The sequence below is a fragment of the Bifidobacterium sp. ESL0784 genome (assembly GCF_029433295.1).
GTDB lineage: Bacteria > Actinomycetota > Actinomycetes > Actinomycetales > Bifidobacteriaceae > Bifidobacterium.
Genome location: NZ_JAQTHV010000001.1, coordinates 614471 through 632315, shown reverse-complemented (window position 1 = coordinate 632315; position 17845 = coordinate 614471). Strand labels below are relative to the sequence as shown.

Sequence of the window (17845 nt, the reverse complement as noted above, 5' to 3'; positions counted from 1 at the left end):
CTTACTTCTCCTCAGTCTTCGTGTCGCCCGACTCAGGCGCTTCGCTGATGCCGAGCTCACGTTCACGCAGGACAGTGTACATCCTGGCGATGTCATGCTTCACGGCCTTGAGCCTAGCGGAGTTGTCAAGCTGACCGGTGGCGTTCTGGAAGCGCAGGTTGAAAAGCTCTTCCTTGGACTTCTTGAGGAAGCCCTCGATCTCGTCATTGGTCTTCTCGTTGAGATTCTTGATGCTGTAGTCTGCTGTTCCGATTGCCATCAGATGTCACCGCCTTCACGTGCGATAATGCGGCACTTCATCGGCAGCTTGTCGATGGCGCGGCGAAGGGCTTCCTTCGCGGTTGCCTCATCGACACCGCCGATTTCGAACATCACGCGTCCGGGATGCACATTGGCGATCCAGGACTCCGGGGTGCCCTTGCCGGAACCCATTCGGCTTCCGAGCGCGTGCTTGGTCAAAGGGCGATCAGGGAAGATCGTGATCCACACACGACCGCCACGCTTGATGTAGCGGGTCATGGCGATACGAGCAGCCTCGATCTGACGATTGGAAATATAGGCAGGGGCCAGAGCCTGGATGCCATAATCGCCGAACGCGATCTCGTTGCCGCCCTTGGACATGCCGCGACGCTTCGGACGCTGCTGTTTACGGTACTTAGTCCTCTTTGGGATAAGCATATCTGCTCACTCCTTTGCTTCCGAGGCGGCAGGTGCTGCTGCGGGTTCGGCTGCCGGTGCAGCCGCAGCCTCAGGGGCCTTGGCTTCCGGCTTGGAACCGCGAGCACCATTGGGACGACCACCACGACGCGGGCGACGATCGCCGCCACGGCGTCCACGATTGTTGTCCTGCTGGGCCTGCTGCTCATCGAACTGACGTTCGGTCATGTCGCCCTTGTAGATCCAGACCTTCACACCGATGCGACCGTAGGTCGTACGGGCTTCGAAGAAGCCGTAATCAATCAGAGCGCGAAGGGTCTGCAGCGGAACGCGACCCTCACGATAGAACTCGGAACGGCTCATTTCGGCGCCTCCAAGGCGACCGGAGAGCTTGATGCGGATACCCTTGGCGCCAGCGCGCATCGCGTCCTGCTGAGCCTTACGCATGGCACGACGGAACGTGACACGGTTGGTCAGCTGCTCGGCGATGGACTGAGCGACAAGCTGAGCGTCCAGAGCGGCGTTCTTGACTTCAAAGATGTTGAGCTGAACCTGCTTGCCCGTGATCTTCTCGAGCTTGGCGCGAACGCGTTCGGCCTCTGCTCCACGACGGCCGATGACAATGCCCGGGCGGGCGGTGTGGATATCCACACGCACGCGGTCACGGGTGCGCTCGATGATGATGCGGGACACGCCTGCACGCTCGAGGTCCTTGTTCATGGCCTTGCGAATCTTGTCGTCCTCGAGGACGAAGTCGCTGTAACGCTCACCAGGCTTGTTGGAATCGGAGAACCACTTCGAACGGTGGTCTTCAGTGATACCCAGGCGGTAGCCTAACGGATTGATCTTCTGACCCATCTTTAGCGGGCTCCTTCCTTGCTGGCGACAACGACGGTGATGTGGCTGGTGCGCTTGTTGATGCGTCCGGCGCGGCCCTGTGCACGAGCACGGAAACGCTTGAGCGTCACGCCTTCGTCCACATAGGTCTCTTTCACATACAGGTCGTTCTCACGGAACGCCTCGCCGGCCTTGTCTGCCTTGACGCGTGCGTTCGCGGTGGCGCTCTGCAGTACCTTGAGCACTGGCTCAGAGGCGTCCTGCGGGGCGAATTTCAGAATGGTGACGGCTTCGCTCACTTTTTTGCCTCGGATGAGGTCGACCATGCGGCGAGCCTTGCGCGGCGTCACACGGACGTGACGTGCGATTGCTTTAGCTTCCATAATCTTTCTCTTCCTTTAGCGGCGAGCTTTTTTGTCATCATGAACGTGACCACGGAAGGTCTTCGTCGGTGCGAATTCACCGAGCTTGTGGCCGACCATGGACTCGGTCACGAAGACCGGGACATGCTTGCGACCATCATGCACAGCGAAGGTGTGACCGATGAAGTCCGGAGTGATCATCGAACGGCGCGACCACGTCTTGATGACGTTCTTCGTGCCCTTCTCGTTCTGTTCGTCGACTTTCTTCTGTAAATGGGCGTCGACGAAGGGGCCCTTCTTGATGCTACGTGACATCTATTCGACGCTCCTTACTTACGGTTCTTGCCATTGGGACGACGACGGACAATCATCTTGTTCGAAGCCTTCTTCGGACGGCGAGTACGAACTTCGCCCTTGCCCCACGGCGACACTGGCGGCTTACCACCGCGAGTGGTACCACCATGCGGGTGGTCGACCGGGTTCATGGACTCACCACGGGTAATCGGGCGCTTGCCCATCCAACGGGCGCGACCAGCCTTGCCGAGTTGCACGTTGGCGTGATCGGAGTTGCCGACCTCACCGACGGTTGCGCGGCAGCGTGCGTCGACGTTGCGGATTTCTCCGGACGGCATACGCAGCTGGGCGTAAGCGCCGTCCTTGGCGACAAGCTGAACGCCTGCACCAGCGGAGCGCGCGATCTTGGCTCCGCCCAGAGGACGGAGCTCGATGGCATGAACGATCGTACCGGTAGGGATATTGCGCAGCGGCAGATTATTGCCGGGCTTGATATCGGCATTTTCGCCGGTCTCGATGACGTCACCCTGCTTGACACCCTTCGGAGCTACGATGTAGCGCTTCTCGCCATCTGCATAGTGCAGGAGAGCGATGCGGGCGGAGCGGTTCGGATCATATTCGATCTCAGCAACCTTGGCAGGAACGCCGTCCTTGTCCCAACGCTTGAAATCGATGAGACGGTACTGGCGCTTGTGGCCGCCGCCGCGATGGCGGGAGGTCACACGGCCGTAAGAGTTACGACCGCCGGTGCTGTTGAGTTTGCGTACCAGCGACTTCTCAGGCGTGGAGCGCGTGAGGTCGGAGAAATCCGACACAGACGCGTTGCGGCGGCCCGGAGTCGTCGGCTTATAAACGCGGATAGCCATAATTAGTTCTTCCTTTGACTTTTTCGGCTATTGCTTCAGTTGCCGAAGATGTCGATCGACTGGCCCTCGGCAACCGTGACGATCGCGCGCTTCTGATTGGCGCGCTGACCGAAACCGGTGCGGGTGCGCTGGCGCTTGCCTGCGCGGTTGAGGGTGTTGACGTTCGTCACCTTGACGTTGAAGATTTTTTCGACGGCCTGCTTGATCTGAACCTTGTTGGCATCAGGAGCGACCACGAAAGTGTACTGGCCACGGTCACCGGCGGCGTAGCTCTTTTCGGAGACTACCGGCTTGATGATGACATCGTGGGCGGGATTGTGAATAGCTACCATATCGTTCAGGCCTCCTTGGGCTCAGTCTTGGCGGCGACGAAGGCATCGAAGCCTTCCTTGCTGAAGACGACATACTGAGCGGTAACCACATCGTAGGTGTTGAGCTGATCTGCGAAGAGCACGTGCACCGTCGGGATGTTGCGAACGGAAAGCCACTCGTTGACGTTGTCGCGCGAAAGCACGACGGTCGTGAACTCGTTCTGGCTTACCGGGGTGAGCGCTGCGACGGCGGCCTTGGTGGACGGAGTGTCCTTGATGCCAAAGTCGACGACGGCGACGCGACCCGCGTTCGCACGGTTGGAAAGCACATAGCGCAGTGCGCCGGCCTTCATCTTCTTGGGAGTGCGCTGGGAGTAATCGCGCGGCACTGGGCCGTGAGCGATACCACCATGAACCCACTGAGGAGCGCGAATCGAGCCCTGACGAGCGCGACCGGTGCCCTTCTGCTTCCACGGCTTCTTGCCGCCACCGGAAACATCGCCACGGCTCTTGACCGCGTGCGTGCCCTGACGAGCAGCAGCGAGCTGAGCGACGACAACCTGATGAATCAGCGGAACGTGAGCCTCGACCTCTTCATTGGAGATGCCGAAGATCTCGACCGGCGCCTCAACGGTGCCAGCAGACTTGCCCTTGGCGTCGGTGACATTGAGTGTTACTTTTGCCATGATTTATCAGGCTCCCTTCACAGCCGAACGAAGCAGAACGATGCCGCCCTTGGGCCCTGGAAGAGCGCCCTTGATGGCGATGATGCCGTTCTCCTTGTCGGAGGAAACGACCTGAAGGTTCTGCACGGTGGAAGTGACATGGCCCATACGACCGGCCATACGCTTGCCCTTCAAGATACGGCTCGGCGTAGCGCATGCACCGACTGAGCCGGGGCGACGCTCGTTCTTGTGAGAGCCGTGAGTACGACGATAGGACTTGAAGCCCCAACGCTTGATGGTTCCGGCGAAGCCCTTGCCCTTGGTCGTACCGGTGACATCCACTTCGGCACCATCGGCGAACAAGTCGGCGGTCAGTTCCTGACCGGGCTTGAACTCGTCGACGTTGTCCGTGCGGACCTCGACCAGATGACGACGCGGGGTGACGCCCGCCTTCGCGAAATGACCAGCCATAGGCTTGGTCACCTTGGTGGGATCAATCTGGCCGTAACCGAGCTGAACGGCCTTGTAGCCGTCGCTCTCTTCGGTCTTGACGCAAGTGACCACGTTCGTGGACACATCAACGAGCGTCACAGGAACGAAGAAACCCTGCTCGTCCCAAACCTGCGACATACCGAGCTTGCGGCCCAGCAGTGCAGAACGATTTGCTTTCTGCAACGACATGCTTCTCCCCTCCTTTACAGCTTGATCTCGATATTGACATCCGCAGGCAAATCGATGTGCATCAATGAATCCACGGCCTTGGGGGTCGGGTCCACGATGTCGATGAGGCGCTTATGAGTGCGCATCTCGAATTGCTCGCGAGAATCCTTGTATTTATGAGGAGAACGAATTACCACAAAGACGTTCTTCTCAGTAGGCAGAGGAACCGGGCCCACCACAGTGGCACCCGCGTTCGTGACCGTCTCGACGATTTTCTTCGCCGATTGGTCGATGACCTCATGGTCATAGGACTTAAGCCTGATGCGGATTTTCTGTCCCGCCATTGCCGTCCGCCCTTTCTAGCGATTGTTGACATTACCAACCTATTTTAGGGACACCGGCGCGTACGGCCCCCGGGAAATCCCGTGGCCTTAACCACATCAGTGTGCAGCACTACAGCGCCTTCGAGAGGACGGCACCGGACTGCACTCGCTCTTTTTATTACAATTTGCGAGCCCAAAACAGGCAACTGTTCTATTAAAGCATTCGGGGGCTACTAGAAAAATTCGGGCGTGTCGTTGGCATTCCTTGCGTTTGCGTGTTTTTTCATACTACTTCCGCGTAGTCCCCACCGCATGAAAACCATTTCGATTTTTTAAAAAACGTGCCTTAAAAATATGCAAATTCCGGATGATTAATCATACGAATATTGCTGAAAATACTAAATGATGCCTACCGTCATGCAGACGGCAGACATCATCAATGTTGAGTTTTTCGCTCTCAGCGTTCGACTATCTCCACTTCGGCGACGGCGGTTCCGCCTTCACGCTCGAGCCGGCGGGCATGGCCTTCGGCCTGGGAGACACCGTAGTAGGCGGCGATGGCGATGTCCTTCATATCCTCGATCTGAGGGATACGCGGGTTCGCAGGGGTACACTGGTCCTCGTAGGCACGCATGCCGATCTGGTCCAAGATGCTCCAGAAATAGGTCTCGTCGACGCCGCACTGCTGGAAGCTGGAATCCATACCGAGCTTGTTGTCGCGGTAATCCTCCACGGCAAGCGCAAGGTTCTCGACGCCTTCTTCCGGGCTTTTGCCGGGGTCGACGCCCAGCACGCGGGCAAATTCCTGATAACGCTGTGGCGCGACGTACTTGCTGTATTTCGGCCAGCTTGTCGGCTCCTGAGGAATCGAGCCGTTGTAGCGGATGACATAAGGCAAGAGGATTGCGTTGGTATGACCATGGGCCACATCGCACAGGGCACCGATGGTGTGGGCCATGCCGTGGCACATCCCCAGGAAGGCGGAGCCGAATGCCATGCCGGCCATCGTACCGGCGTTGTGCATCTTCTCCTGCGCTTCTTTCTTGACCTCGCCCGGCTCGGCGCACACCGAGGTCTCGAGATTGTCCCAGATTAGCTTGGCGGCGTGCAGAGCCATGCCGTCGGTGAAATCGTTGGCGTAGACAGAGACGTAGGATTCCATGCAGTGCGTCAGTGCGTCGAAACCGGTGTTGCTAGCAAGCGTCGGCGGCTGGGTACGGGCGAGCACCGGATCGACGATGGCGACCGACGGTGTCAGCGCGTAGTCGGTGATCGGGTACTTGTAGCCGGTCTTGTGATCGGTAATCACCGCGAAGGGCGTGACCTCGGAACCGGTGCCGGAGGACGTTGGGATGCAGACCAGCTTGGCCTTGCTTCCCAGCGGCGGGATGCGGAAGGCGCGCTTGCGGATGTCGAAGAACTTCTCGCGCACGTCGTCGAAGGAGATCTCCGGGTGTTCGTACAAGAGCCACATGATCTTCGCGGCATCCATCGGCGAGCCGCCGCCCACCGCGATAATCGTGTCGGGGCGGAACTCGTCGCGCATCATGGCCGCGCCGCGCTCAACGGTTTCGACGGACGGTTCCGGCTCGATGTAATCGATGGTGCGGAACGTGACCGGCTCCGGGCGGCTGCGCAGCTGGTCAATGACCTTGTCGACGATGCCAAGCTGCTCCATGACCTTGTCGCAGACGATGACCACGCGGCGGATATTGTACATATCGCGCAAGTAACGAATGGCGTTGGGCTCGAAATAGGTCTTCGGCGGGACTTTGAACCATTGCATGTTGTTGTTCCTCCGCGCAATGCGCTTGATGTTCAAGAGATTGACGGCCTGGACGTTGCCAGAGACGGAGTTGCCGCCGTAGGAGCCGCAGCCGAGCGTCAGGGACGGGGCTATGGCGTTGTAGATGTCGCCGATGCCGCCCAGCGCCGAAGGCTGGTTCCAGATGATGCGGCAGGCGTGCATGCGCAAGCCGTAGCGCTTGACAAGGTCCTCGTCGTCGGAATGGATGACGGCGGTGTGGCCGGCCCCGAATTTGAGCATGCCCTCGCACATCGCGAAGCCCTGTTCCTCGGTTTCGAAACGCAACATGGCGTGGACCGGGCAAAGCTTTTCGAGCGTCAACGGCTCCTGCTCCCCTACTTCCTTGCATTCGGCCACAAGAATCGTTGTATCGTCGGGGACGGTGAAGCCGGCCTCGCGTGCGATGTATTGCGGCGACTTGCCGGGGACGATGGAGTTGAGTTTCGGCTTGCCGCCGGAATAGGCGGTGCAGCCGAACATGTACTGCTCGAGCTTGGCCTTCTCATCAGCGTTGACGAAGTAGGCCTTGCGGCGCTTCAGTTCGTCGGCGAGAGGCTCGTAGATGTCGGTATGTGCGATGATGCCCTGCTCGGTGGCGCAGATCATGCCGTAATCGAAGTGCTTGGAAAGCACCAGATCGTTGGCCACGCGCTTGATGTCGACATTCTTGTCGACGTATGCGGGAGCGTTGCCGGCACCCACACCGAGAGCGGGTTTGCCGGAAGAATACGCGGCCTTGACCATACCGGGACCACCGGTGGCAAGGATCGTGGCGATACCAGGATGAGTCATCAGTGCGCCCGTAGCCTCGACCGAAGGATGTTCGATCCACTGGATGCAGTCTTTCGGCGCGCCCGCGGCGACCGCTGCGTCACGCACGATGCGTGCGGCCTCAACTGAACACTTCTGGGCGAACGGGTGGAAGCCGAAGATAATCGGGCAGCGGGTCTTCAAGGCAATCAGGGACTTGAAAATCGTGGTGGAGGTCGGGTTGGTGACCGGGGTGACACCCGCGACCACGCCGACCGGTTCCGCCACCTCGTCAATGCCCATCACGTCGTCCTCACGAATGATGCCGACCGTCTTCTGACCGGCCAGATAATGGGTGACATGCTCGCAAGCGAAAATGTTCTTGGTTGCTTTGTCCTCAACCAGACCACGACCGGTCTCGCGAACGGCCATGTCTGCCAGCACCAGGTGCTTGTTGAGGGCCGCGATCGAGGCCTTGGCGACGATGCGGTCGACCTGCTCCTGATTCAATTTCTCGAATTGGCTCAGCGCCTCGACGCCGCGGGCGACCAGCTGGTCCACCTCATCCTTGACGTCCGGCTTTTCGTTGGTTGCGGTTTTCGTTGAAGCTTTTGTAGCGGGTGAAGTCGCGGCATTCTTAGGTTGTGCAGTCATGACTCCCCTTTCTGTTCACAGTCATGTTTGCATCACACATCGCTGCTGCAATGTGAGTCATGTCACAATATAACGGGACAGCGCTACGTTTGTCTTTTTGTTTTAGCTTGAGGCTTTACCTGACATTTCATGTTCGTTTTTGGAGTATGAAACCGAATAATCCTGCTCATTTTTGTGCGCAAAACACGTCAAGAATGTTCAACCGAACAAAACCTCACATCGAATGCAATCAAAAAAGAATTTTCGTTAGCGCTAACGAATCAAACGGAAAATGTCAGGCGCCGACAAGTCCCGCCTCATCCTCATACCCACTTTTGTCAATTTCCTTGCCAAATGTATGATACATAGAGGAGGTGGCCATGCCCAAAGCAACCACAGCTTCAATCAAAACGCAGAACCTGCACGCGGTCACGGCGCATATCTATATGCATAGCGACGTGACCAAACAGGACCTCCAGCAAACACTGGGGCTCAGCCTGCCCACCATCAGCCGGAATCTTCGCGCCCTCGAGCAAAGCGGGCTGGTCGCCAAGGGTGAGACGCTCGATTCGACGGGCGGACGCCGGGCCCGCACTTACGTTTTTCAGCCGCAGACACGTTGCGCCATCGGTGTGGGGACGGCGAGCAATCAGGTGACGCTTTGCGCGGTGGATCTTAAGGGCGATGTCATCGCCTCAGAACACTACGACGTCACCTTTTGCTCCGATCCGAAATTCATCGCGGACATCGGCCAAAAAATATCACGGTTTGCCGCCGGCCTTGAAAGCAAAGGATCACACGTCCTGGGCGCGGCATTCGCCATCAAAGGTCTCATCTCCGAAGATGGCAGCGAAGTCATCTATGGCAATATCATGAACGATACCGGCCTGAAAGTCCAAGCACTTGAAGCGGCGACGGGCCTCAAATGCGCGCTGATCCACGATTCCATGGCATCGGCATCGGCCGAGCTGTGGTTCGACAAGAGCATTCACGACGCGATATGCCTGTATCTGGGGCGACGCCCCGGCGGTGCCATCATCGCCGACGGCGCGATCAGCCTTGGACCAAACCGGCGCAACGGCACCATCGAACACATGACGCTGGTGCCCGGCGGACTGTCCTGCTACTGCGGCAACAAAGGCTGCATGGACCCTTACTGTTCCACGGATTTTCTGATTGGAAACGAGGGGCAGAATTTGGAGGAGTTCTTCAAAAACGTCCGTGCCGGAGACGAAAAAGCCTGCCGACGTTTCGATTCGTGGCTCGACTATTTGGCGCAGACCATCAACAACATACGCAACGTCCTCGCCTGTGACATCATTATCGGCGGCCCGGTGACGCAATATCTCACGGCTGAGGATTTCGCCAAGCTCAAGGCCAAATGCGACGGTCTCAATACCTTCCGATCCGATACGTACCAGATTCGCAAAAGCATCTGCGGCCAGGGCCAGGAAATCGTGGGGGCGGCATTGCACTACATCGAACCATTCGTCAGCGGAATCTGCAAGTAAACGACTGCGACTGCGCACCTGCGACCAGCCACAAAAGCCTAACTGCGACCAAAAGCACGTTTAAAGGCCCATTCGCGTGCTTTTTGGTCGCAGCCGATATAGAAACGCGACGATAAGCACGCAAAATCATGCTTATCGTCGCACATGTCTGCAGTCCATTCAAACGGACGCGTCCATCAACCGATCTCAGACGATCTGGCAGAACTCGATGGTCTCGCGGTTCGGGCCGTAGATGTTGAAGTAACGGATGCCGTTTTCCCAGAAGGTTGGGATGGACTGGATCTCCTTGTCTTTCAGCTCAAGCCCGAGCGCCTTTGCGTTCTCGAACGCGGCCTCGATATCGGGGGTATCCAGCGCCCAATGGTTGATGGCACCGTCCTTCATCGCCACCGGATCGCCTTCCCAGGTCTCAATGGTCAAATGGCCGTAACGCAGGAACGCACAACGGTTCTTGCCGTTCGGGAAGAGGCCGGCGAGCTCGAAGCCAAGCTTCTTGGTGTAGAACTCGATGGTCTCGTCCAGGTCCTTGGCGGGCATGCCGGAATGCTGGAAATCCGTGGTGAAATCGGACATTGGTTTCATCTGTACTCCTTTTTAAAATTTACTGACTGTAAGCCTACCCAAGTCTTGGGTGCCTTGAGCTGTCGGTTTGACGGATCGGAAACATACCGGATGGTAAGTTTGCCGAGCGCTATTATGACGAAATCTACTTGCCGACCTTGACGACGGCCTTGGAAACGCCTTCAATCTTGCCGTCAAGGAAGTCCTGCACATCCTCAAGCTTGAACTCGTGGCTGATCAGCGGATCAACGTCCACCTTACCGCTTTCCAACAGGCTGATGGCATCCTTAAAGGTCAGCGGGTTGATGAAGGAACCTTGGATCCGCAGCTGCTTCTTATAGATGTCATACGTATTCATCTCGAAGCTCGCTTCCTGCGGGCCCACGCCGAACATCAGAACCTGGGCACCCTTCTTGGTGGCCAGAACCGCGCTATGCTGCGTCTGAGGAAGGCCGACGGCCTCGATGACGATGTCATATTCGTTTTCGGGAATCGCGACCTTTGTGGTGTTGTAGATGTTCTTGACATTAAACAGACGCTGGTTGAGCTCGAGCTTTTCGTCGAACAGACCGGCGAAATCGACCTGATGAACGCCGTAGGCCTGCAATATCTGCACGAAAAGCTGGCCCATGAAACCGTCACCGATCACCAACGCCTTCTGATAGGGATGGATGTCGAGCAGATCCACGCCGTGCACCGCGCAGGAAATCGGCTCGATGGTGGCGGCATCCTTGAGACTGACGCTGTCGGGCAGCTTGTAGACCACGGTTGCGGGAGCGGTGAACTGCTCCTCCAGGCCACCGTCACGCGTCACACCGACGGCACTCAGGGAATCGCAGAGTTCCGGGCGCTGGGTCAGGCAGTATTCGCACTGGCCGCAATAAATATTCGGATCGACGGCCACGCGGTCACCGGGCTTGACGTTGGTGACGCCTTCGCCGATGGCCTCGACCACGCCGGAATTCTCGTGTCCCAGCACGATCGGCGGCACGGCGGAAGCGGAGCCCGGACGGCCGGCGTAAAGATCGTGGTCGGTGCCGCATACGCCCGCGTACGCTGCATTGATCAGCACCTCGCCTGCCTTAAGAGCGGGAGTCGGCCGGTCTTCGATCTCGAATTGTTTGACACCGGTTAATACAAGAGCCTTCATCGCTGTTCCTTTCCAAGTTCTATAACTGGATTTGCGGCCGCTTGCCCCTGAGTTCTGCGCTGATTCTCAACGAAAGTCGACATCGGCTTTGGCCTGCAACAAGCTCACTATAACCCCTATAAAGAACTTATGCAAATCGACTTTCTAGAAGTTTCGGATTCTTTTCTCTTTTACCTTTTCCACCGGCGCATTCGCAGAATCTGCGAGGATAATCAGGAAAATCGATGCCGAATCCTGACTTTCATCGCTTGTCCAATTGAACATGCGTACGAAATCAAGAAAATCGGGCCGAAACCCTGATTTTCATCGCATCGCCCCAAGATCGGTGTGTATGGGGCCAAATGGATATGAAAAATCCCTCCGCAACCGAATGGCTGGGAGGGATTCGTAACAGCTTTGAAAGCGAAAATCAACGCTTCGAGAACTGAGGTGCACGACGTGCCTTGTGCAGACCTGCCTTCTTGCGCTCCACGACGCGGGCGTCACGGGTGAGGAAGCCGGCCTTCTTGAGCGCGGCGCGGTTGGCGTCACGATCGATGGCATTCAGCGCACGGGCCACGCCGAGGCGGATGGCGCCGGCCTGACCGGTGGTGCCGCCACCCTCAACGAGGACGACGATATCGAATTTGTTCTCAAGCTTCAACAGAACGATCGGAGAGTTGACCTCACGCTGCTGCAGACGGGAGGGGAAGAACTCCTCTAGGGTGCGGCCGTTGATGGTCCACTTGCCGGAACCGGGAACCAAGCGCACGCGGGCGATGGCTTCCTTGCGGCGACCCGTGCCATAGCCCGGGGCGATCGTGGAAGCACCGGTGCCAGCACCGGCGTTGGTTTCAGTGGTGAATGATGTAAGTTCCTCTTCGGTCTCTTGAACCGCGGAGTTATTGGTATTTTCAGCCATGATTCGTTATCTCCTCTCGGTTCACTTGGCCTGCTGCGAAACCGCAGCGATCTCAATCGGCTGGGGCTTCTGCGGGGTGTGCGGGTGATCGGGACCAGCGAAGACGTGGAGACGATCGAGCTCGACCTTGGACAGACGGTTCTTCGGCATCATGCCCTTGACCGCTTCGCGAATGATGCGCTCAGGGTTGTGCTTGAGCAGATCGGCGTAGCTGTCGGCGCGAAGGCCGCCGGGACGACCGGAGTGTGCATAGAGCACCTTGTCCATCTTCTTGCCAGTCAACGCAATCTTTTCGGCGTTGATGATGATCACGTGATCGCCCAGATCGGCGTTGGGAGCGAAGGTCGGCTTGTTCTTGCCGCGCAGCAAAAGCGCTGCCCTGGTTGCAAGCTTGCCCAGCACCACGTCGGTGGCGTCAATGATGTACCAGTCGTGAGTCAGATCAGCTGGCTTCGGTGTGAAAGTTTTCACGAGTGTACCTTTTTCTTTATATTGTGTTCCCGGCCAAATCGGCAAAACCTTACGATGATGCCTCTCCGACCGCTTTATCCGTGGGCTCCCTGAAAGTCCTAGTGCGAGTGGGAAAGCGCTTTGAAGGACCCCTCTAGGGAAACACAACAACTCACCATTGTACCTAAGCCCCTGACTAATCGCAACGTGGCGAAACGACGGTGGCTGTGCGGCAATCTCCACGGTAAGCGCGCACGCTGCGAAACGGGGACTGAACCGGACTCCTCCACCTCTGATTAAGCGAGTAACAAGACAATCCTGCTAGAAAACGAACACTTTATCGGCTCAAAACATGCGAAAACTAACAGGACTGTCTTGTTACCGGCGCAAGTATCAGCGAAGACGGTTTGCGGCGGCATGCTGGACGTCGGTCGAAGCGTCTTCGGCAAGCCTTGTGAGAGTGGCCTGCGAGCAGTTTGGGTTGAGCGCGACGGCACGACGGACCATCGCCGAAAGAATCGAGGGGGCGTCCGGCTCGGATTCGACGCCCAACCTGCTCAGGAAATCGAGCGTATCGGCGGTGGTGTCCGGATTTTGCGCACCCTCAAGACGCATCTTCCACGAGGTTTGCGGGTTGCGCAGGGCGGCTTCTCGAACTTCAACCACCTTGTCTTTGGTGAGCCTGCCGACCAGCCAGTTCTTGTCGGCGGTGTTGGCAGCGACGGCTTTGCGGACATCGTCGTTGCCGTCTTCGGAAAGCTTGACCAGAATATTCGGGAACGGCATGGTTTCGGCCAGAAAAATTCGGTCCTGAAGCGGGGTGTGCTGGTTGCCGGCCACCGCTTCGAGCAGTGCCGTGGCACGTGAGAAAGCGGCCTGATCCGATTTCGGTGGCAGAGGCTTGCGGGCAGCGGCGCTCAGTTCCTCGGAATCCTCCGTATGCCTCAGCTCTTCGTATGTATTGGTCAGCGGCTCGAAGTCGGTATCACCGGTCTCACCATCGTTGCCGGAATCAGTCGACCCCTTGGAATCGCTGGCGGAATCATTGCCTGTATTATCGCCAGCATCATTGGCAGGACCACGATCTGCACCACTACCAGAATCATTGGCAAGGCCGTTGCCGGAACCAAGGTCGGCTTTGCCGGAATCATCCGAAGTCGCAGCAGCGCCGGGAACAGATGAGCCATCGCCGTTTGCCCTACCCTCGGAAAGGGCGGTATCGGAAACTTCGGCCTTGGCAGCATCCCCCGCCGCCGCGTCGACGGGCATGGCTTCTTGATTCTGGTTCGTTTTATCCTGTTCCGTTTCGCTCATGGTTCCAGCTTAACGCGAGCCGAAGAATCATGGACGAGGCAATGCCCGGCCACGTAGCGCTGAGCGGCAAAATCGCAATTTCCCGGTGTCGATGCTGTAAAGACGCAGCAGCGAATAGATACACGTAAGGTTTTTCGTTTCCCTGCTGACAAACCTGGACACCTTAATTTTGAATCCGCACAATTCCGCTATTAATTTTTCGTTTTTCCGTATTCATAGCACGGTGGAGCAAAAATTCGGAAAATCCGCGTTTCTGCTGTGCACCTGCACGATACCCAGAATCTGCAAGCATCAAATTGATTTTATACGTATCAATTCGCCCAGTGGTTTTAAACTGATGGAAAGCTGACATTCCAGAGCCATCAAACGGCGGAAAGCGTTGCTTGGGCATTGAAGGCCTCACGAACGCGCGTCTCGAAATCCTCGGCATTTGCGGAGGGGACGGCAAAACGGACGGTGACGCGGTCGGTGAATTCCTTACTTTCTTCCTTGCCGCCAGCCTGCACAAGCAGCTGCTCGAAACGGTCGAACCACGGGTATTCGAGCACGACACGGTAATGCTGCATTGGCACGATCCGCTCGATGTCCGCCGCCTTCACTGCCATCGATGCCGCCGTGGAATAGGCGCGGATCAGCCCGCCGGAGCCCAGGAGGATGCCGCCAAAATAGCGAGTGACGGTGATGACGCAATCGGTGAGCCTACCTATTCGTATTACATCGAGAATCGGCTTGCCCGCGGTGCCGCTCGGCTCCCCGTCGTCACTCATCCGTTCCTTGGCCGAACCCTGCGCCGCGCCAAAAATGGCCGCAAACGCGACGTGACGGGCTTTCGGATGCCTTTCGCGCACGGATTGCACGAAGGCGAGCGCCTCGTCCAAGGTGTCGATATGGCAGGCGTCGCCGATGAATTCGGACTTCTTTTCGATCAACGAATCCTCCGCAGGCGCGCTAGCGGAGTCGGCAATCGTGGAAAACCCGTCAATGATGTCGTTGCGTTCCCTGCCCACCGATGCACCTTCCAGCTATGTCAAAAACTTTTGGATACTTCCACTGTACTTTTGGTCGTGGGCACCACGTCAAAATCCTACGAACATGACGCCACTGTCATCGTCAAACCGCCGATTTCCCTCGAGTACGCCTCATTTCATACGACATCACAAAATCAATTGTGAAAATTCTTATTCTAAAATATCAAAAAATGGAATTTGACCCGCTGATCCCCTTTTGTCTGCTAGACTTACCGAGTAAGGAGCAGAGGACAAGGGCGTTCCTCAGCTCCCCATACCAACCCTCAACAAAGAAATAATGACCTGCCGTGGCCTTTGATTTCGCTGAAATTCCTCTATTCAATTACCAAGCTTTTACCAGTCGCTATCATCCCTGTTGCCGTCTACCACGCCTTTGAACGTAGCCGCACCGTCCGCCGCAAACAAGCCGATTTGAAAAGCAAGAGCTTTACCGAGACATACTGGTCTTTCACGCACGTCACGTTTGCCGCCTACCATATTGCTATGCAAATCGCTACCGAACGGCTTATTTTACGACCTTGGAAACACTGCGACCACGCCGAGGCGGAATCGTTGTTTCGTTACGCCTCCGACCCGGAAATCGGGATCCGTTGCGGATGGATGCCGCACCGCAGCATCGAAGAAAGCATGAATACCCTCGATAACGTCTTCACCGGCGATGAGAACTACGCCGTTACTTTGCGGGGCGCCGACAGTCCGATCGGGGCCATCGAACTCAAGAAAGCCGAGTCGGGCGACCATGCCGGCGAATTCGTGCGGGAAGCCGTTGACGCGCATAGTCTGTTTGAAGGCGTCGATGCGGGTCGGCTTGAACGAGCACTCGCCCACTATGACGGTGACCGGGTGCTCGGCTACTGGATCGGTCGGCCATTCTGGGGGCAAGGCATGATGACTGAAGCGCTTCAGGCTATGCTCCGGCACGCGTTCGTAGATTTAGGATGCAACGCCGTGTGGGGCGGTCACTACGTCGAGAACCCCGCTTCCGGCAAGGTGATGGAGCATTGCGGGATGCAGGCGGTGTGCCGCAAGGACGGCGACTACTTCCCTCTGATCGATCAAAGGCACGATGCTATTCTGCGGGTGATCACGAAAGAAGAATGGGAAACCTGCAGAGATAAAACCGGCAACCCGAAGCCGGCTCGTTGAAAATCCGAGCACAAAAATCAGCGAATTCGACAACGGTACTAGCTTCGCACAACTCAACAAATACCCCAACCAAACAATCTAAGCGCCCCGCACCGGTATCAAAACCGGAGCGAGACGCTTTCGTTGTTTCGCCGCGTTAACCGTCGCCGATGGAATATTTTCGTAATCAGTCTTCCAAACTGATTACGTTGATTCGATGCACGCATATACATTTACCACGTCTTTGTAATGCATATAGAGAGCCATTCGTGAGTTCATTCCGGGTTCACGTTGTGATTATTTGGGGTGATTTTGCATGATTCACAGTGAAGTCGACAACGATGCCATACACCCCGAAACGCAAATCGGGAGTAAACCTAAACTTACTCCCGACTGATCTTCATTTATACCTCTAAAGCGGAGCCGGAGAGATTCGAACTCTCGAACCGCTTGCGCAGTTAACACCTTAGCAGGGTGCCCCTATCGGCCACTCAGGCACAGCTCCGAGCTGCGAACGCGTACGCGAGCGCAACATTTGAATACTATAACAGCATCCGGCGACGCGCGCCACTCCGATTTTGCCTGTGTCTTCATTTTTCCCCATACGTTCCCAGATCCGGCAGCGGCAAGCACACGACCAACGACACATACGGCATCCTCGCTTTCCATGGTTTCAGGACGGTAACGGCGATGGGGACGGCCAGAAAAGATAGACGATATTCCGCTCTTACATCGTTTCCGGATCAGGCTGACGATGACCGGAGAACGTAACCACCACTGCAATGATAACCAACGCGACACCGGCCAAATCACCCGCCGTCGGAATCTCGCCGATAATCAAGCCGACCAGCAAAGCCATCACAGGGTTGATGGCCTGGATGACCGAATACCGCGCGGAAGAGATGCGGCGCATGATGACCTGATCGATTATATAGGGCAGGAACGAGGCGAAAACCGAAACGACGAGCATCACGCCGAGCAACTTCAGCGAACCAAATTCCCCGCGTGCCCACGTCGCACTCGGCTTGGGGCTGATGACCCCCTTGATGGCCGGAACGCCAAGGAAAACGGACTGCACCACCCAACCGATGAACATGCTCAGAGCCAGCGAATCAAGAGGACTGGAGCGCTTGGCGACCATGCGACCGAAAACGATGTAGCAGCCCCACATCACGCCGTCGACGAGGATGGCGATGAGACCGATCATAAAATGCGGGTATTTGGCAGGATTTGCGAACGAAACGCCGGCCAACAGCACCACGCCGCCCGCTGCAAGGACGATGCCGAGGCGTTCGCGCCAGCTGTGCCCGGTCAGGACGGCGACGCCGAGCGGACCGATGAATTCTATCGAAACCGCGATGCCGATGTCCATGTTGCTCATGCCCACGTAAAACAGCGTGTTCATCAACATCACGGAAATGCCCGCGAGCGCGACAATCCACCAATCGCGTGAGATGCTCGGCAGACCTGCCCGTTTCGCACCAGAGAACGGGCGACGCCAGATCATCATGAGCACAGCGCCGAAACCGATGCGATACCAGGCCGCAAGCAACGGGTCGAGCTGGGTGAACGCGAGCTTGGCGACCGACGTGGCCAGGTAAATCATCAAGCCTTCGCCCATGATGATAAGAACCACCGGA

The 17845-nt window shown here is 57.1% G+C and carries 21 protein-coding genes and 1 tRNA gene; 2 read left to right on the top strand and 20 right to left on the bottom strand.

Going from position 1 to position 17845, the window contains the following annotated elements; translation table 11 throughout:
- Nucleotide 1: 1 nt before the first annotated feature.
- The 11 genes from rpmC to adhE form a co-directional block, all read right to left on the bottom strand.
- Nucleotides 2-259, bottom strand: a complete 258-nt coding sequence (gene rpmC / locus PT279_RS02400; protein WP_277165063.1) for a 50S ribosomal protein L29 — start codon at nt 257-259, stop codon at nt 2-4.
- On the bottom strand, nt 259-678 hold the full coding sequence (rplP, locus tag PT279_RS02395; RefSeq protein WP_277143838.1) for a 50S ribosomal protein L16: 420 nt from the start codon (nt 676-678) through the stop codon (nt 259-261). Before rplP ends, rpmC begins: the two co-directional genes overlap by 1 nt.
- A gap of 6 nt (nt 679-684) precedes the next feature.
- Nucleotides 685-1515 (bottom strand): 30S ribosomal protein S3, encoded by an 831-nt coding sequence (gene rpsC, locus PT279_RS02390; protein WP_277165062.1) that lies wholly within the window; start codon nt 1513-1515, stop codon nt 685-687.
- Nucleotides 1516-1517: 2 nt separating this feature from the next.
- Nucleotides 1518-1877: a 50S ribosomal protein L22 gene (gene rplV / locus PT279_RS02385; protein ID WP_277143833.1), complete on the bottom strand. Its 360-nt coding sequence runs from the start codon at nt 1875-1877 to the stop codon at nt 1518-1520.
- 15 nt (nt 1878-1892) lie between these two features.
- Entirely contained in the window at nt 1893-2171 is a 279-nt protein-coding gene (rpsS, locus tag PT279_RS02380; RefSeq protein WP_091847714.1) for a 30S ribosomal protein S19, read from the bottom strand.
- Between the two features lie 14 nt (nt 2172-2185).
- Nucleotides 2186-3016: a 50S ribosomal protein L2 gene (rplB, locus tag PT279_RS02375; protein WP_277148880.1), complete on the bottom strand. Its 831-nt coding sequence runs from the start codon at nt 3014-3016 to the stop codon at nt 2186-2188.
- A gap of 35 nt (nt 3017-3051) precedes the next feature.
- Nucleotides 3052-3348, bottom strand: a complete 297-nt coding sequence (gene rplW, locus PT279_RS02370) for a 50S ribosomal protein L23 (protein ID WP_277165060.1) — start codon at nt 3346-3348, stop codon at nt 3052-3054.
- A 5-nt stretch (nt 3349-3353) separates the two neighbouring features.
- Nucleotides 3354-4013 (bottom strand): 50S ribosomal protein L4, encoded by a 660-nt coding sequence (gene rplD / locus PT279_RS02365; RefSeq protein WP_277158814.1) that lies wholly within the window; start codon nt 4011-4013, stop codon nt 3354-3356.
- A 6-nt stretch (nt 4014-4019) separates the two neighbouring features.
- Nucleotides 4020-4673 (bottom strand): 50S ribosomal protein L3, encoded by a 654-nt coding sequence (gene rplC, locus PT279_RS02360; protein WP_277165058.1) that lies wholly within the window; start codon nt 4671-4673, stop codon nt 4020-4022.
- 14 nt (nt 4674-4687) lie between these two features.
- Nucleotides 4688-4996 (bottom strand): 30S ribosomal protein S10, encoded by a 309-nt coding sequence (gene rpsJ, locus PT279_RS02355; protein WP_277143821.1) that lies wholly within the window; start codon nt 4994-4996, stop codon nt 4688-4690.
- Between the two features lie 436 nt (nt 4997-5432).
- Nucleotides 5433-8186, bottom strand: a complete 2754-nt coding sequence (gene adhE / locus PT279_RS02350; RefSeq protein ID WP_277165056.1) for a bifunctional acetaldehyde-CoA/alcohol dehydrogenase — start codon at nt 8184-8186, stop codon at nt 5433-5435.
- A gap of 359 nt (nt 8187-8545) precedes the next feature.
- Here adhE and PT279_RS02345 point away from each other — a divergent pair, with 359 nt between their 5' ends.
- Entirely contained in the window at nt 8546-9676 is a 1131-nt protein-coding gene (locus PT279_RS02345; protein ID WP_277165054.1) for an ROK family transcriptional regulator, read from the top strand.
- A 186-nt stretch (nt 9677-9862) separates the two neighbouring features.
- Here the strand turns inward: PT279_RS02345 and PT279_RS02340 are convergent, their stop codons facing one another.
- The 7 genes from PT279_RS02340 to PT279_RS02310 form a co-directional block, all read right to left on the bottom strand.
- Complete coding sequence (locus tag PT279_RS02340; RefSeq protein ID WP_277165052.1) at nt 9863-10258, bottom strand: VOC family protein; 396 nt, start codon at nt 10256-10258, stop codon at nt 9863-9865.
- Between the two features lie 124 nt (nt 10259-10382).
- The gene (locus PT279_RS02335; protein ID WP_277165050.1) at nt 10383-11387 is read right to left on the bottom strand and encodes a zinc-dependent alcohol dehydrogenase family protein; all 1005 of its coding nucleotides are present in this window, start codon (nt 11385-11387) and stop codon (nt 10383-10385) included.
- Between the two features lie 409 nt (nt 11388-11796).
- Nucleotides 11797-12288: a 30S ribosomal protein S9 gene (gene rpsI, locus PT279_RS02330; RefSeq protein ID WP_277165048.1), complete on the bottom strand. Its 492-nt coding sequence runs from the start codon at nt 12286-12288 to the stop codon at nt 11797-11799.
- A gap of 21 nt (nt 12289-12309) precedes the next feature.
- Nucleotides 12310-12759 (bottom strand): 50S ribosomal protein L13, encoded by a 450-nt coding sequence (gene rplM, locus PT279_RS02325; protein ID WP_277146276.1) that lies wholly within the window; start codon nt 12757-12759, stop codon nt 12310-12312.
- A gap of 372 nt (nt 12760-13131) precedes the next feature.
- Entirely contained in the window at nt 13132-14052 is a 921-nt protein-coding gene (locus PT279_RS02320) for an AbrB family transcriptional regulator (protein ID WP_277165046.1), read from the bottom strand.
- Nucleotides 14053-14215: 163 nt separating this feature from the next.
- Entirely contained in the window at nt 14216-14443 is a 228-nt protein-coding gene (locus PT279_RS02315) for a hypothetical protein (RefSeq protein WP_277165044.1), read from the bottom strand.
- Complete coding sequence (locus PT279_RS02310; protein WP_277165238.1) at nt 14415-15017, bottom strand: YigZ family protein; 603 nt, start codon at nt 15015-15017, stop codon at nt 14415-14417. The genes PT279_RS02315 and PT279_RS02310 overlap by 29 nt, the downstream gene beginning before the upstream one ends.
- 357 nt (nt 15018-15374) lie before the next feature.
- On the opposite strand from PT279_RS02310, the gene PT279_RS02305 reads away from it, so the two are divergent.
- Entirely contained in the window at nt 15375-16226 is an 852-nt protein-coding gene (locus tag PT279_RS02305; protein ID WP_277165042.1) for a GNAT family N-acetyltransferase, read from the top strand.
- A 397-nt stretch (nt 16227-16623) separates the two neighbouring features.
- Here PT279_RS02305 and PT279_RS02300 read toward each other — a convergent pair.
- Both PT279_RS02300 and PT279_RS02295 read right to left on the bottom strand, forming a co-directional pair.
- A tRNA-Ser gene (locus tag PT279_RS02300) sits at nt 16624-16710 on the bottom strand.
- Nucleotides 16711-16932: 222 nt separating this feature from the next.
- On the bottom strand, nt 16933-17826 hold the full coding sequence (locus PT279_RS02295; RefSeq protein ID WP_348519362.1) for an EamA family transporter: 894 nt from the start codon (nt 17824-17826) through the stop codon (nt 16933-16935).
- Between the last annotated feature and the right edge of the window lie 19 nt (nt 17827-17845).